The organism is Brevundimonas sp. NPDC058933 (assembly GCF_049315965.1).
Lineage (GTDB): Bacteria > Pseudomonadota > Alphaproteobacteria > Caulobacterales > Caulobacteraceae > Brevundimonas.
This window is the reverse complement of record NZ_JBMOSL010000002.1, coordinates 301,833-316,412: the sequence shown is the minus strand read 5'-3', so window position 1 is coordinate 316,412 and position 14,580 is coordinate 301,833. Positions and strand designations below refer to the sequence as shown.

The 14,580-nt window shown below is 68.2% G+C and carries 13 protein-coding genes; 5 read left to right on the top strand and 8 right to left on the bottom strand.

What is annotated here, in order from left to right; all coding sequences use genetic code 11:
- Positions 1-146: 146 nt before the first annotated feature.
- Entirely contained in the window at positions 147-2,330 is a 2,184-nt protein-coding gene (locus tag ACOZBP_RS07470; RefSeq protein ID WP_422675771.1) for a M3 family metallopeptidase, read from the bottom strand.
- Between the two features lie 121 nt (positions 2,331-2,451).
- On the opposite strand from ACOZBP_RS07470, the gene ACOZBP_RS07465 reads away from it, so the two are divergent.
- Positions 2,452-3,315, top strand: coding sequence for a glutamate racemase (locus ACOZBP_RS07465; protein ID WP_422675770.1), 864 nt, complete (start codon positions 2,452-2,454; stop codon positions 3,313-3,315).
- On the opposite strand, the gene ACOZBP_RS07460 is transcribed toward ACOZBP_RS07465, so the two are convergent.
- On the bottom strand, positions 3,316-3,819 hold the full coding sequence (locus ACOZBP_RS07460; protein ID WP_422675769.1) for an S-type pyocin family protein: 504 nt from the start codon (positions 3,817-3,819) through the stop codon (positions 3,316-3,318).
- 134 nt (positions 3,820-3,953) lie between these two features.
- Here ACOZBP_RS07460 and coaBC point away from each other — a divergent pair, with 134 nt between their 5' ends.
- The gene (gene coaBC, locus ACOZBP_RS07455; protein WP_422675768.1) at positions 3,954-5,177 is read left to right on the top strand and encodes a bifunctional phosphopantothenoylcysteine decarboxylase/phosphopantothenate--cysteine ligase CoaBC; all 1,224 of its coding nucleotides are present in this window, start codon (positions 3,954-3,956) and stop codon (positions 5,175-5,177) included.
- 13 nt (positions 5,178-5,190) lie between these two features.
- On the top strand, positions 5,191-5,640 hold the full coding sequence (gene dut, locus ACOZBP_RS07450; RefSeq protein ID WP_422675767.1) for a dUTP diphosphatase: 450 nt from the start codon (positions 5,191-5,193) through the stop codon (positions 5,638-5,640).
- A 6-nt stretch (positions 5,641-5,646) separates the two neighbouring features.
- On the opposite strand, the gene ACOZBP_RS07445 is transcribed toward dut, so the two are convergent.
- The 4 genes from ACOZBP_RS07445 to dnaK all read right to left on the bottom strand — a co-directional run bounded on the left by ACOZBP_RS07445 (position 5,647) and on the right by dnaK (position 10,610).
- Positions 5,647-6,525, bottom strand: a complete 879-nt coding sequence (locus ACOZBP_RS07445) for a DMT family transporter (protein ID WP_422675766.1) — start codon at positions 6,523-6,525, stop codon at positions 5,647-5,649.
- A gap of 31 nt (positions 6,526-6,556) precedes the next feature.
- Positions 6,557-7,306, bottom strand: coding sequence for a 4-hydroxy-tetrahydrodipicolinate reductase (gene dapB / locus ACOZBP_RS07440; RefSeq protein WP_422675765.1), 750 nt, complete (start codon positions 7,304-7,306; stop codon positions 6,557-6,559).
- A complete protein-coding gene (gene dnaJ, locus ACOZBP_RS07435; protein ID WP_422675764.1) occupies positions 7,303-8,511 on the bottom strand; it encodes a molecular chaperone DnaJ in 1,209 nt (402 codons plus the stop codon). Before dnaJ ends, dapB begins: the two co-directional genes overlap by 4 nt.
- 185 nt (positions 8,512-8,696) lie before the next feature.
- Complete coding sequence (dnaK, locus tag ACOZBP_RS07430) at positions 8,697-10,610, bottom strand: molecular chaperone DnaK (RefSeq protein WP_422675763.1); 1,914 nt, start codon at positions 10,608-10,610, stop codon at positions 8,697-8,699.
- A 428-nt stretch (positions 10,611-11,038) separates the two neighbouring features.
- On the opposite strand from dnaK, the gene ACOZBP_RS07425 reads away from it, so the two are divergent.
- Positions 11,039-11,665 (top strand): alpha-ketoglutarate-dependent dioxygenase AlkB family protein, encoded by a 627-nt coding sequence (locus ACOZBP_RS07425; RefSeq protein WP_422675762.1) that lies wholly within the window; start codon positions 11,039-11,041, stop codon positions 11,663-11,665.
- Positions 11,666-11,737: 72 nt separating this feature from the next.
- On the top strand, positions 11,738-12,643 hold the full coding sequence (locus tag ACOZBP_RS07420) for a dienelactone hydrolase family protein (protein WP_422675761.1): 906 nt from the start codon (positions 11,738-11,740) through the stop codon (positions 12,641-12,643).
- 173 nt (positions 12,644-12,816) lie between these two features.
- Here ACOZBP_RS07420 and grpE read toward each other — a convergent pair whose 3' ends face one another.
- Together grpE and hrcA are read right to left on the bottom strand one after the other, a co-directional pair.
- The gene (gene grpE, locus ACOZBP_RS07415) at positions 12,817-13,461 is read right to left on the bottom strand and encodes a nucleotide exchange factor GrpE (RefSeq protein ID WP_422675760.1); all 645 of its coding nucleotides are present in this window, start codon (positions 13,459-13,461) and stop codon (positions 12,817-12,819) included.
- Positions 13,458-14,546 carry a heat-inducible transcriptional repressor HrcA gene (hrcA, locus tag ACOZBP_RS07410; RefSeq protein ID WP_422675914.1) on the bottom strand — a complete coding sequence of 363 codons (1,089 nt, stop codon included), beginning with the start codon at positions 14,544-14,546 and terminating at the stop codon, positions 13,458-13,460. Before hrcA ends, grpE begins: the two co-directional genes overlap by 4 nt.
- Positions 14,547-14,580: the final 34 nt, after the last annotated feature.

The following is a 14,580-nucleotide window of genomic DNA, read 5'->3' as shown; positions in this document are numbered from 1 at the left end:
GCCCCGGATCGCCCCTACGGGTCGTCCGGGGTGACGGCGGAAGATAAGGCGAAGCACAAGGAAAAGGCCCGGAGGATCACTCCACCGGGCCCCTTCCAATTTCAGCGCCTAACGGGCCTCAAGTAGGCCGAAGGCCGATAGGCCCCTTAAGAGGTAGGGAAGCCGCGCACCTTCAGCAGGGCGGCCACGTCGGGGTTGCGGCCGCGGAACTGGCGATAGGCGTCGCCGCGATCCGTGGTGTTGCCCGGCGCCAGGATGATCGACTTGAAGCGGCCGCCGATCTCCGGGTTGAAGACGTCGCCCGACTCCTCGAAGTAGGCCCAGGTGTCGGCGTCCATCACTTCCGACCACAGGTAGGAGTAGTAGCCGGCCGAATAGGCGTCCGAGGTGAAGAGGTGGTTGAACTGCGGCAGGCGGTGCCGCATCACGATCTCCTTGGGCATGCCCAGACGGTCCAGCGAGGCCTTCTCGAAGGCGGCGATGTCGGTCGGCGGCGTCGCCTGCGTATGCAGGTCCATGTCGACCAGGGCTGAGGACAGGTAGCTGACCGTCGCGTAGCCCTGGTTGAAGGTCGAGGAGGCCTCGATCTTGTCCACCAGCGCCTGCGGCATCGGCTGCTTGGTCTCGACGTGCTTCATGTAGCCGTCGAGGATCGGGCGGCTCAGCACCCAGTGCTCGTGCACCTGCGACGGATATTCCACAAAGTCGCGCGGCGTATTGCCGAACGACGGATAGGTCACCACCGACGAGAAGTAGTGCAGGGCGTGGCCGAACTCGTGGAACAGGGTCTCGGCGTCGTCCAGCGAGATCAGCAGGGGCTGACCGGCCTCGGCCTTGACGAAGTTGTTGTTGTTCGAGGCCAGGATCGGCTTGGCGCCGGTCAGGGTCGAGAAGGACCGATAGGTGGTCATCCAGGCGCCCGAACGCTTGCCCGGACGGGCGAAGTCGTCGGCGTAATAGAGGCCGATCAGCTTGCCGCTGGCCTTGTCGGTGACCTCATAGGTGGTCACGTCCGGCTCGAAGGTCGAGACCGTGCCCTTGGGGATGGCCTTGAAGACGAAGCCGTACAGGCGCTCGGCCATGTAGAAGGAGGCCGCGCGGACGGCGTGCAGTTCGAAGTAGGGCTTCAGCTCGTTCTGATCGAGGTCGTACTTGGCCTTGCGCACCTTCTCGGCGAAGTAGAGGTAGTCCCAGGGCTCGATGTCGTAACCGGCGATCGCCTTCATGTCGGCGACCTCTTCGGCCACGCGAGCCTTGGCCGGGGTCCAGACGCGCTGCATCAGCTCCATGGCCGCGGCCGGGGTCTTGGCCATGGTGTCCTGCATGCGCCATTCGGCATGGTTGCCGAAGCCGAGCAGCTTGGCGCGCTGCTGACGCAGGGCCACGATCTGGGCGATGGTCGACTTGGTGTCGTTGGCGTCGTTGTTGTCGCCGCGCTTGACGAACTTCTTCCACACCTGTTCGCGCAGGGCGCGGTCGTCGGCGAAGGTCAGGAAGGGATCGACGCTGGAGCGGGTGTTGACGATGGCCCAGCCCTGGACGTTGCGCGTGCGTGCAGCGGCGGCGGCGGCGGCCTTGTTGGATTCAGGCAGGCCCTTCAGGCCGGCCTCGTTGGTGATGACGGTCCAGGTGTTCTCGTCGGCCACCACCTTCTGACCGAAGCCGGTGAAGGCGTTCGACAGGGCGGTGTTGATGCGGCCCAGTTCGGCCTTGCCGGCGGCGTCCAGGGCGGCGCCGTTGCGCACGAAGGCGTCGCGGCTGCGCTCGGCCAGACGCTTCTGCTGGGCGTTCAGGCCCGCCGCGTCGGCGCCGTCGGCCACGGCCTTGATACGAGCGAACAGCTTCTCGTTGAAGGTGATCTCGTCCGAGGCGGCCGACAGGATCGGCGACAGCTCGGTCTCCAGCACGTCCCACTGCTCGCCGCCGATGTTCGAGGTCATGACGCTGAAGACGTTCATGGCCCGGTCCAGCGGCTCGCCGACCAGCTCCATGGCCACCAGGGTGTTGGCGAAGGTCGGGGCGTCCGGGTTGTTCGCAATGGCGGCGATGTCCGCGCGTTGCAGCTCGATGCCTTCCAGGATGGCTTCGCGCATCTTGGGCGCCGTCACCTTGTCCCAGGGGGGCACGCCCTCATAGGGGCCGGTCCAGGGCTGCAGCAGTTCGGCGCGCGGCGCGGCGGCCGGCAGGACCGCGCGGCCGATGCGGGCTTCATCCGCAGTCGAGAGGGCCGTGGCCGATCCGGTCATTCCGTTCTCCATGGCGCCGGCGGAGGCGCAACCCGTCAGGGCGAAGAGGCTCGCGCCCCCGATGAGAAGATGGCGTCTGTGCATCCAGGTCTCCCAACCATAGCTGTTTCTGACATCCCCCGGCGTGCTCGCCCGGACCGTCTGATGCGCCTGATGTAATCCTAACCATTGGACGACGGAACCCCACGGGTCTAAAGGCCGCGTCATGGCGATAGGCGTTTTTGACTCCGGCGTGGGCGGACTGACGGTTCACCGCGAACTTGTGTCCCGCTTTCCGACGCGGGACTTCATCTATCTGGGCGACCAGGGGCACGCCCCCTATGGCGGGCGCGGCGGTGAGGACATCGTCGAACTGACGCGCGCGGGCTGCGAACGCCTGTTCGAGGCGGGCGCCTCGGTCGTGGTCCTGGCCTGCAACACGGCCTCGGCCATTGCGCTGCGTCGCCTGCAGCAGACCTGGATTCCGGGGATGCGCGAAAAGCTGGGCCGCCCGGTCAACGTCCTGGGCATCATCGTTCCCACCATCGAGGCGGCCACCGGCCTGCCCTGGTCCTATGAGGCCGAGCGCAACGGCCGCAACGAAGGCCAGAAGAAGGAGGCGATCGACGTCACCGGCGTCTTCTGCACCGCCGCGACAGCCATGAGCCGGGTCTACGAGATCGAGATCGACAAGCGCCGCGAAGACCTGGCCGTCTTCACCGAGCCCTGCCCCGGTCTGGCCGGCCTGATCGAACTGGGCGCCCCCGCCGAGGAGCTTAAGGTGGTGGTCGACGACCACGTCGACGCCCTGCGCCGCCGGATCGGCCGTCACCCGGACAAGGCCATCCTGGGCTGCACCCACTACGAGATCGTCGCCGACCTGTTCGCCGCCGCCCTGCCCGCCGGGGTCCAGGTGATCAGCCAGCCGACCGCCGTGGCCGACTCGCTGGAACGCTACTTCGCGCGCCACCCGGAATATGAGCTCGGGAACTCGGCCCGCCGCGACTTCCTGACCACCGGAACGCCTGGACCGCAGTCGGACCTGATCGCCCGCTTCTGGGGCGCGCCCCTGACGTTCGACGCCGCCTGACTATTCGGAGGATCGCGTGGAAGGCCGGCGCTGACCAAAGGTCGGGGCCCGCTCTTTCTGCTGGGCCCAGTAGGTCGGACCGTCGTCGGGCTTGAACATGGTGCGCGGCACGCCGTTGCGATCCACCACCGCGAAGGTGTTGGTCGAGGCCTGATAATAGAGGGTGTCGCCGTTGGGGCGCTTGACCGTCTCGGTCCCGCTGGGCGCCCTGTCGGTAAAGGCCCGCACCTTGGTCAGGTAGTCGTCGGCCGATTTCGCCCCAAAGGCCGCGCCGTTACGCTCATACAGGCGCTGGACCTTGGCGTCCGCGGTCTCCCGCCGGTTGGCGGTGACCGGAGGCTTGGCCTCAGGCGTCGCCTCCATCTCGCTGTCGGGCGCCGCCGCCGAGATCAGGGCGACCGGCTCGGCCGCCGTTCGCTCACGGGTCTCCACCGCCGAGCCGCCGCTGTCGCACCCCGCCAGGACCAGCATCGCCAGAGCCGCCGTCGCCATCTGCATTCGCATGGGTCACCCTCCCTGAAGAACCCGCCGAACACAGGTATACACAGACGATGCGTTCCCGCAATGTTCCTACTGACATTTCTGTTTGAACAAGGCCCTGTCTCGACGGCGTCATGCGGCCCCGCTAGAGATTCCCCATGACCGCATCCTCGCTTTCCGGCCGCAAGGTCCTGCTGATCGTCGGCGGCGGCATCGCCGCCTACAAGGCGCTGGAGCTGACGCGCCTGCTCAAGAAGGCCGGGGCCGAGGTGATGAGCCTGCTGACCGCCGCCGGGGCCGAGTTCGTCACCCCCATGTCGCTGGCGGCCCTGACCGGACATCCGGTGCGGCAGGACCTGTTCATGCCCGAGGACGAGACGGCCATGGGCCATATCGAGTTGTCGCGCTGGGCCGACCTGGTGGTGGTGGCGCCGGCCACGGCGGGTCTGATCGCCAAGGCGGCGAACGGCTTGGCCGATGACCTGGCCTCGACCACCCTGCTGGCCACCGACAAGAAGGTGCTGCTGGCCCCGGCCATGAATGTGCGGATGTGGCTGCACCCGGCGGTTCAGGCCAATGTCGAGCGGCTGAAGAGCTTTGACGGCTTCCATGGCGTCGCCGTGGTCGGACCGGACGAGGGCGAGATGGCCTGCGGCGAATTCGGTCCCGGTCGCATGGCCGAGCCCGCCGCCATCCTGAACGAGATCGCCCGCCTGCTGGCCGGGCCGGATGGTCGCCCCCTGACCGGCAGGACCGCCATCGTCACCGCCGGGCCGACCTTCGAACCCATCGACCCGGTGCGCGGCCTGACCAATCGCTCCAGCGGCAAGCAGGGCTATGCGGTCGCCGCCGCCCTGGCCGAGCTGGGCGCCGAGGTGACTCTGATCTCCGGCCCTGTAGCACTGGAGGCGCCCGTCGGCGTGACCCGCGTCTGGGTCGAGGCGGCGACCGAGATGAAGGCGGCCGTCGAGGCGGCGCTTCCCGCCGACATCGCCGTGATGAGCGCCGCCGTGGCCGACTGGCGCGTGGACGGCGTCGCCTCGGGCAAGATCAAGAAGAAGCCGGGCGGACCGCCGTCGCTGGCCCTGATCGAGAACCCCGACATTCTCGCGGGCGTCTCCGCGCCAGGACCGAAGCGTCCCAGGCTGGTGGTCGGCTTCGCCGCCGAAACCAGCGACCTGGAGGCCAACGCCCGCGCCAAGCTGTCGCGGAAGGGCTGCGACTGGATCGTCGGCAACGACGTGTCCGACGAGGTCTTCGGTTCCGACGGCAACGCCGTGACCCTGTTCACCCGTGACGGCGCCGAGCCCTGGCCGCGCCAGTCCAAGACCGATGTGGCGCGCAAGATCGCCCAGCGCATCGCCGATCATTTCAAGGCCTGAGAGACTTACCGTAATGACCACCGTCCGCGTCGAACGCCTGCCCCACGCCGAGGGCCTGGCCCTGCCCGCCTATGAGACGGCAGGATCGGCGGGCATGGACCTGCGCGCCGCCGTGGCCGAGTTCGAGCCGATCGTTCTGGCCCCCGGAGAGCGCAGGCTGATCCCGACCGGGCTGAAGATCGCGCTGGAGCCGGGCTATGAGGCCCAGGTGCGACCCCGTTCGGGTCTGGCGCTGAAGCACGGCGTCACCTGCCTGAATTCGCCGGGCACCATCGACAGCGACTATCGCGGCGAGGTCGGGGTCATCCTGATCAACCACGGCCAGGTCGCCTTCGAGATCCGGCGCGGCGAACGCATCGCCCAGATGGTGATTGCGCCCTACGCCCAGGCCGTCATGGCCGAGGTCGAGGCCTTGGACGAGACCGCGCGCGGCGCCGGCGGCTTCGGCTCGACCGGGCGCTAGAGGCTTTCAGACCGAGGGCGACGGCGGCGTGATCTCACGGTGCAGAACCCGCTCGCGCCAGGCGGTGTAGAGACCGCTGCCGGCGATCAGGGCGGCCCCGCACAGGGTCGGCAGGGTCGGCGCGTCGCTGAGCAACAGCCAACCCAGCACCACCGCCCCGACCATCTGCAGATAGTCCAGCGGCGCCAGGGCAGAGACCGGGGCGTGCTGTAACGACGTGGTCATCAGCAGTTGCGCCAGACCGCCGGCCAGTCCGCCCGCCGCCAGGATGGCCAGGACCGCCCAGCTGTGACTATGGCCGTCGATCAGGCTCAGAACCCCGCCCACGGCGGCGCAGGCGACGAAGAACCAGAAGACGATGGCGGTGGCCGATTCCGTCTTGCCCAACTGACGCAAGGTGACGGTGACGGAAGCCGCCACGAAGGCGCCGCCAAGCGCGAACAACAGACCGACCAGGGGCGGCGCCCCCTCGGCGCCGGGGCGCACCATGACCAGCACGCCGAGGAAGCCCAGACCCACCGCCGTCCAGCGATGGCGGCCCACCTTCTCCTTGAGGAAGAGGATGGACAAGAGGGTGGCGAAGATGGGCGAGGTGAAGCCGATGGTCGTGGCGTCGGCCAAGGGCAGCAGCCGCAAACCCTGAAAGATCAGCACGATGCCCGTCACGCCCAAGGCGCAACGCCAGACGTGAACCATGGGGCGGCGGGTCGACAGCGAGGCTAGTCCGCCCCCGGCGCTCAGAACCCAGATCAACACGACCGGCAGGCCGAAGAGCGAGCGGAAGAAGACCATCTCGCCCGCCGAGACGGGCTCGAGCGTCGCTGCCCATTTCATCAGGGCGAACATCAGGGAGAAGCTGAGGGCGGCGGCGGCCCGCAGCACCATGCCATAGCTCGTCCCGTGTCGGATCACGCCCTCAGGCCTGACGGAAGCCGAGCACGTCCTGCATGTCATAGAGGCCGGGGCGGCGGTTGCGGACCCAGGCGGCGGCGGCCACGGCGCCCTTGGCGAACAGGGACCGGTCGATGGCCGAATGCGACAGGGTCAGCAGCTCGTCTTCCGATCCGAACAGGACCGTGTGCTCGCCGATGACGCCGCCGGCGCGCAAGGAGGCAAAGCCGATCTTGCCCGGCTCGCGCGGGCCGGTGATGCCGTCATAGGGGGCGGTCTTGAGGTCCTCCAGATCACGACCCCGGCCGTTGGCGGCGGCCTCGCCCAGCATCAGGGCGGTGCCCGAGGGGGCGTCCACCTTGCGTCGGTGATGGGTCTCCAGGACCTCGATATCCCAGTCGCGGCCGTCCAGACGCTGGGCCGCGTGCTCCACCAGACCGATCAGGATGTTGAGACCCAGCGAGAAGTTGCCGCTGCGCACAATGGCGATCTTCTCGGCGGCCGCCTCGATCAGGGCGTCCTGTTCCGGCGACAGGCCGGTCGAGCCGATGACCAGGGCCGGGCCGCCCCGCTCGGCGCAGGCGCGGGCCAGTTCAACCGAGGCCTCGGGCGTCGAGAAGTCTATGACGACGTCGCACAGCTGCAAGTCGGGGGTCTCGCCGCGATCAAAGCGGGTCGCGACCACCACGTCCTCGCGGGCGTCCAGGACCAGCGAAACAGCGCGGCCCATGCGGCCCCGGGCGCCGGAGATGCCGGCGTGGAAGATATCGCTCACGCATTCTCTTTCGGATTGTCAGCGTCGCCGCCCAGAATATCGGCCCAGAAACGCTTGGCCTTGCCGGCAAAACTGGAGTTGCGTGGATTCTGGCTCTCTCCGAACGAGGCTGCAAGCTCCTGCATCAGCTCCTTCTGGCGTGCGGTCAGATCGGTCGGGGTCTCGACGAAGAGCTCGACCACCAGATCGCCGCGCTGGCGGCCGTTCAGGTGGGGCATGCCCTTGCCCTTGATGCGGATGGTCTTGCCGGTCTGGGCGCCGGCCGGCACCTCGACCGGGGCCCGGCACTTGCCGTCGCAGGCCTCGGACACCAGGCAGGGCGCATCCACGGTTCCGCCCAGGGCCGCCACCGTCATCGGCACCGGGACCGTGACCAGCAGGTCCAGGTTGTCACGCTCAAACAGTTCGTGGTCATGCACCGACAGGAAGACATAGAGGTCGCCGCGCGGACCGCCGCGCTGGCCGGCCTCGCCCTCGCCCGACAGACGGATGCGCGAACCGTCGTCGACGCCGGCGGGGATCTTGAGGCTGAGCTGGCGGTTCTTGCGGACCTGGCCGTGGCCGTGACAGGCGTTGCAGGGGTCCGAAATCATCTCGCCCGAACCGCCGCAGCGGGGGCAGGTGCGCTCGACCTGGAAGAAGCCGTTGGCCTGACGCACGCGTCCGGCGCCGCCGCAGGTGGAGCAGATGGTCGGCTTGGTCCCGGCCTTGGCGCCCGACCCGTCGCAGATCTCGCAGGTCATGGTAGTGGGGACCGCGATCTCGACCTCGGCGCCCTTGTAGGCCTGCTCCAGGGTGATCTCGAGGTCGTAGCGCAGGTCCGAGCCGCGACGCGGGCCGGCCTGTTGCTGGCGTCCGCCGCCTCGACCGCCGAAGGCGTCGCCGAACGCGTCGCCGAAGACCTGGGAGAAGATGTCGTTGATGTCGTGGAAGCCCTGGCCGCCGCCGCGCCCGAACGGGTCGCCGCCGCCGGCGCCGCCGTTCACGCCCGCATGACCGAACCGGTCATAGGCCGCGCGTTTCTGATCGTCCGACAGGACCGTATAGGCCTCGGATATCTCCTTGAACTGGGCGAGGGATTCTTCCGAGCCGCCGTTGCGATCCGGATGGTGGATCATGGCCAGCTTGCGATAGGCCGACTTCAGGCCCGGCGCGTCGATGGTCCGCTCGACCCCCAGAATTTCGTAATAGTCACGCTGCGCCATCAGGCGTTCGTCCTCTTACTTTATCGCGGCGTCCGCCGTCCCGGTTGAGCCGAGGATCAGGCGGTCGCGGATGACCAGATGGCCATGCCTGCTGACATGGGCGCCCGGCCGAATGATGCAAGTTTTATGAAACGGCCCCGCCTGCCGTCTGGCAAGCGGGGCCGGTCGTCATGAGCCGCGTTTCGTTACGCGTTCTTCTTGTCGTCGTCAGCGTCCGAGACTTCCTCGAACTCGGCGTCGACCACGCCGTCGTCGGCGGGGGCGTCGGCCGAAGCGCCGTCTTCACCGGCGCCCTGCTGCGAGGCGTACATGGCCTCGCCCAGCTTCATCGAGGCCTGGGCCAAGGTGTTGGTCTTCTCGCGGATGGCTTCCGGGTCCGAGCTGTCCTTGGCCGACTTCAGGTCGTCCAGGGCCGACTGGATGGTCGCCTTGGTGGCGTCGTCGACCTTGTCGCCGTGTTCCGACAGGGCCTTTTCGGTCGAGTGGATCAGGCTGTCGGCGCCGTTCTGGGCCTCGACCAGTTCCTTGCGGGTCTTGTCGGCCGCGGCGTTGGCCTCGGCTTCCTTGACCATCTTGTCGATGTCGGCGTCCGACAGGCCGCCGTTGGCCTGGATGCGGATCGACTGTTCCTTGTTGGTCGCCTTGTCCTTGGCCGTCACGTGCACGATGCCGTTGGCGTCGATGTCGAAGGCGACCTCGATCTGCGGCATGCCGCGCGGCGCCGGCGGGATGCCCATCAGGTCGAACTGACCCAGGACCTTGTTGTCCGACGCCATCGGGCGCTCGCCCTGGAAGACCCGGATCGTCACGGCCGACTGGTTGTCGTCGGCGGTCGAGAAGACCTGGCTCTTCTTGGTCGGGATGGTGGTGTTGCGCTCGATCAGCGGGGTGAAGACGCCGCCCAGGGTTTCGATGCCCAGGGTCAGCGGGGTCACGTCCAGCAGCAGCACGTCCTTGACGTCGCCTTGCAGAACGCCGGCCTGAACGGCGGCGCCCAGGGCCACGACTTCATCAGGGTTCACGCCCTTGTGCGGCTCCTTGCCGAAGAAGGCCTTCACGGCTTCCACGACCTTGGGCATGCGGGTCATGCCGCCGACCAGAACGACCTCGTCGATGTCGCCAGCCTTCAGACCAGCGTCGGCCAGGGCCTTCTTGCAGGGCTCGATCGTGCGCTGGATCAGGTCGTCGACCAGGGCTTCCAGCTTGGCGCGCGACAGCTTGATGTTCAGGTGCAGCGGGCCCGAGGCGTTCATGGTGATGAACGGCAGGTTGACCTCGTACTGAGCCGTCGAGGACAGCTCCTTCTTGGCCTTCTCGGCTTCTTCCTTCAGGCGCTGCAGGGCCAGCTTGTCGGTCCGCAGATCGACGCCCTGCTCCTTCTTGAACTCGTCGGCCAGGTAGTCGACCAGACGCAGATCGAAGTCCTCGCCGCCCAGGAAGGTGTCGCCGTTGGTCGACTTCACCTCGAAGACGCCGTCGCCGATCTCCAGGATCGAGACGTCGAAGGTGCCGCCGCCCAGGTCATAGACGGCGATCTTCTGGCCTTCGTGCTTCTCCAGGCCATAGGCCAGGGCGGCGGCGGTCGGCTCGTTGATGATGCGCAGGACTTCCAGACCGGCGATCTTGCCGGCGTCCTTGGTCGCCTGACGCTGGGCGTCGTTGAAGTAGGCCGGAACGGTGATCACGGCCTGGGTCACGGTCTCGCCGAGGTAGGCCTCTGCGGCCTCCTTCATCTTGCCGAGGGTGAAGGCCGAAACCTGTTGCGGCGAATAATCCTTGCCGTGGGCGCGCACCCAGGCGTCGCCCGTCGGGCCCTTGACGATCTCGTAGGGCACCATGCCCTTGTCCTTGGCCACCACCGGGTCATCAAAATTGCGGCCGATCAGGCGCTTGATGGCGAAGAAGGTGTTGGTCGGGTTGGTCACCGCCTGGCGACGCGCGGGCTGGCCGACGAGGACCTCGCCGCTGTCCTGGATCGCCACGACCGACGGGGTCGTGCGGTTGCCTTCGGCGTTCTCGATGACCTTGGGGTTCTTGCCGTCCATGACGGCCACGCACGAGTTGGTCGTGCCGAGGTCGATGCCGATGATCTTGGCCATGAGCTTGTCTTTTCACTCCTTGCGGCGGGCGATGCGGCGGCCTTCGAAAAGCGCCGCGCGTGACCGCCCCCAGTTGGGCTGAAAGCCGTCCCGGACATCCGGTCGGGCGGGTTGAATGGTTTCGGTCGAAAGCCCCAAGAATTTCGGGGTTTCTTCCGGACAGGCCCGGATATGGGAAAGACCGCAGGGGCTGCAAGGGTTTCGTGCGGTTCGGGGCGGATTCGGCGCCGTTTCCCTATCCAACCCTCTCCGTTGGGAGAGGGCTTGAGCCTCGGAGAGCCGAAGGCGATCCGCAAGGCGAAAGGGTGAGGGGCTAAGATGTCAGTCGGCGTCAGCCGTATTGCTCTGCGACGGCTTGCGCCGACGGACGCCCTCAACCCTCATCCGGCCCTTCGGGCCACCTTCTCCCATTGGGAGAAGGGTCTTAAATGGTGAGCATGCCCTCGCCTCGCGAAACCCCGACCGGCCTGCCCGGCTTTCGCCTGTGGCCCAACGCACTGGACGCAGAAGCCCAACAGGCCCTGCTGGCCGAGGTGCTGGCGGCGGCGCAAACCGCGCCCTTCTATCGCCCTGTCACACCCGGCGGTCGGCCCTTTTCCGTCGAGATGACGGGGATGGGGCCGTTGGCCTGGGTCTCGGACCGGGCGGGATATCGCTATCAGCCGACCCATCCGATCACCGACCATTCCTGGCCGCCGATGCCGCAGACCCTGCTCGACCTCTGGGACGCCCTGACCGGCTGGCCCCAACCGCCCGACGCCTGTCTGGTGAACCTCTATCGCCACCAGGCGAAGATGGGCCTGCATCAGGACCGGGACGAGGCCGACCTGCACGCGCCGGTCCTGTCGGTGTCGCTGGGCGATACCGCGGTGTTCCGCATCGGTCCCGCCGAGGGCGGCCGGACCCAGAGCCTGAAGCTGGCCTCGGGCGACGTCTGCGCCCTGACGGGGCCGGCCCGACTGGCGCGGCACGGGATCGACCGGTTGCTGGCGGGGTCGTCGCAACTGGTTCCCGGCGGCGGGCGGATCAATCTGACGCTGAGGCGTGCCCGCTGATCAGGACTCGACGACGACGTCAAAGCCGGGTCACATTCCCCACCTCATTTTGACGCGCACCGGAGACCCGCGATGACCCTGATCACCCGGCCCGAGGGCCTGAGCGCCGACCAGATCGCTCCCAGCCGCCGCAGCCTGGGCATGGCGACCCTCGGCGGCGTCGCCTTCGCGGCCTATGCTCCGGCCGCCCTGAGCCAGGCGGCCAGTCCCATCACCACCGACAGCGCCGGCCTGACCACCGCGACCGTCTCCTGGCCCGCGCCCGACGGCTTCGACCTGCCCGCCTACGTCGCCCGGCCCGAGGGCGAGGGCCCCTTCCCCGTCGTCATCGTCGTGTCCGAGATCTTCGGCGTGCACGAATACATCCGCGACGTCTGCCGCCGCCTGGCCAAGGCCGGCTACGCCGCCATCGCCCCCGCCTTCTTCGTGCGTGAGGAAGACCCAGCCCCGCTCAGCGACATGGCGCGCATCCAGCAGATCGTCGCGACCGCGGGCTACGAACAGGTCATGGGCGACGTAGCCGCTGCGCTGGAATGGATCGGCCTTCAGTCCTGGGCCAATGCGGGCAAGGTCGGGATCACCGGCTTCTGCTGGGGCGGCAAGGTGGTGTGGCAGGCCGTGGCCCGCTTCCCCGCGCTGGACGCCGGGGTCGCCTGGTACGGCCGTCTGGCCCCCGCCGCCACGGCCACCGAAGCGCAGGCCGCCGCCGGACGCCCCTGGCCCGCCAATCTGGCCGCCGACCTCAAGGCCCCGGTCCTGGGTCTCTATGGCGGACAGGACGGCGGGATCCCCAACGACACGGTCAAGGCGACGAATGACGCCCTCGCCGCCGCCGGCAAGACCGACAGCCAGATCATCCTCTATCCTGACGCCCCGCACGGCTTCCACGCCGACTACCGCGCCAGCTACCGCGAGGCGGACGCGAAGGACGGCTGGGCAAGGTTGCTGGCCCTGTTCGAGCAGAAGCTGAAGCACTGACCTCTACCGCTCATCCCGGCGGACGCCGGGATCCAGTGAGAGCCACGCACACAGATTGAAGCCAAAGAACTGGACCCCGGCGTCCGCCGGGGTGAGCGGGGTTTGGGAACCGCCGAAATGAAAAAGGCCCGGAGCGTCTGCTCCGGGCCTTCCCGTTCTCAATCAACCGAAGCTCACGCCTTGGCGTCGAAATTCCCGCCGGTCGTATTGGCTTCCGAATAGGCGCCGCCCGAGGCCGGGCCCGAGCCCTTGGCCGCGACCGCCACCATGGCGGCGCGCACGGTGCGGCCGAACAGGGCGTAGCCGGGCTGCAGGGTCTGGATCACCGTGCCGCCCGGCACGCTGTCCGACGGCTGCTCCATCACAGCCTGATGCAGATGGGGATCGAAAGCCTCGCCCGGCTCGGGCGCGACGCGCGTCAGGCCGTTGGATTCAAAGGCCGACAGCAGGGATTTCTGCGTCAGCTCCAGGCCGGTGACCATGGCCGCCGCAGCGCTGTCGGCCTCAGCAGTCTCCAGCACCTTGGGAGCCGACATCAGTCCGCGCTCCAGGGTGTCGGCCACGCCCAGCAGGTCCTTGGCGAAGCGCTGGATGGCGTAGGCGCGGGCGTCGTTGGCCTGGGTCTCGGCGCGGCGTTTGGTGTTCTCGGCGTCGGCCACGGCGCGCAGGGCGCGGTCCTTCCACTGGTCGCGCTCGGCGATCAGGGCGTCGACCACGGCCATGTCGCCGTCGTCCGCGCCTTCAACTGTGGCGTCGATGGCGGCCTCTCCCATGTCCTGCTCGAGTTGGTCCCGGGTCTCGTCGTTGATGTCGTTCACGTCTCTTGTCCGTCCAGAATCCGGCCCAGCACCCGGGCGGTATAGTCCACCAACGGTATGACACGGGCATAGTTCAGTCTTGCAGGGCCGATGACGCCGATGGCGCCCAGCATCCGCTGCCGACCCGTCATATAGGGCGCCGCGATCACGGCGGAACCCGAAAGCGAAAACAAGCGTGTTTCGGCGCCGATGAAGATGCGCACCCCCTGGGCCGCGCCGACCCCGTCGAGCAGGCCGATCAACTGTTCCTTCTGCTCCAGATCGTCGAACAGGACGCGGACCCGCTCCAGATCCTCAACGGCCTGGGCGTCCTGCAACAGGTTGGCCCGGCCGCGCACGATCAGGGCGCGATCACGCTCGCCCCCGCCGGACCAGGCGGCCAGACCGTCCTCGACCAGACGGGCGGCGGCCACGTTCAGCTCGCGCCGGGCGGCGTCCAGCTCGGCGCTCATCTCGGTGCGCGCCTCGGCCAGGGGGCGGCCCTTCAGCCGGGCGTTGAGGAAGTTGGAGGCCTCGGTCAGGGTCGAGGGCGTCACCCCCGCCAACAGGGGCATCAGCCGGTTCTCGATGGTGCCGTCGTCGCCGACCAGAACCGCCAGGGCCTGATCATGGCCCAGGGCCACGAACTCGACGTGCTTGACGCCTGCGTCTCGCACCGGGCTGGCGACGATGCCCGCCCCGCCGGCCAGGCCGGAAAGCAGGTTGGTGGCGGCGTCCAGCGCCTCTTCGAAATTCCGCCCCTTGCCGGCCAGACGCGCGTCGATCTCGCGTCGCTCGTCCTGACCGATGTCGCCGACCTCCAGCAGGCCGTCGACGAACAGGCGCAGACCTGCATGGGTCGGCACCCGTCCGGACGAGGTGTGCGGCGAGGCCAGCAGGCCCGCCATCGTCAGGTCCTGCATGGTGTTGCGGATCGACGCGGGCGACAGCGCCAGCCCCCCACGCGAGATGGTGCGCGATCCGACCGGCTCGCCCGTTTCCAGATAGGTCTCGACGATGCGACGGAAGATATCGCGCGCACGGGCGTCCAGCGTCCCCAACCCGGCGGGGGCGCTTCCGAACGGCGACGGGTGGGGGGCATACAGGCTCACCGTTTCAGGATAAGCACGCGCCACTCAG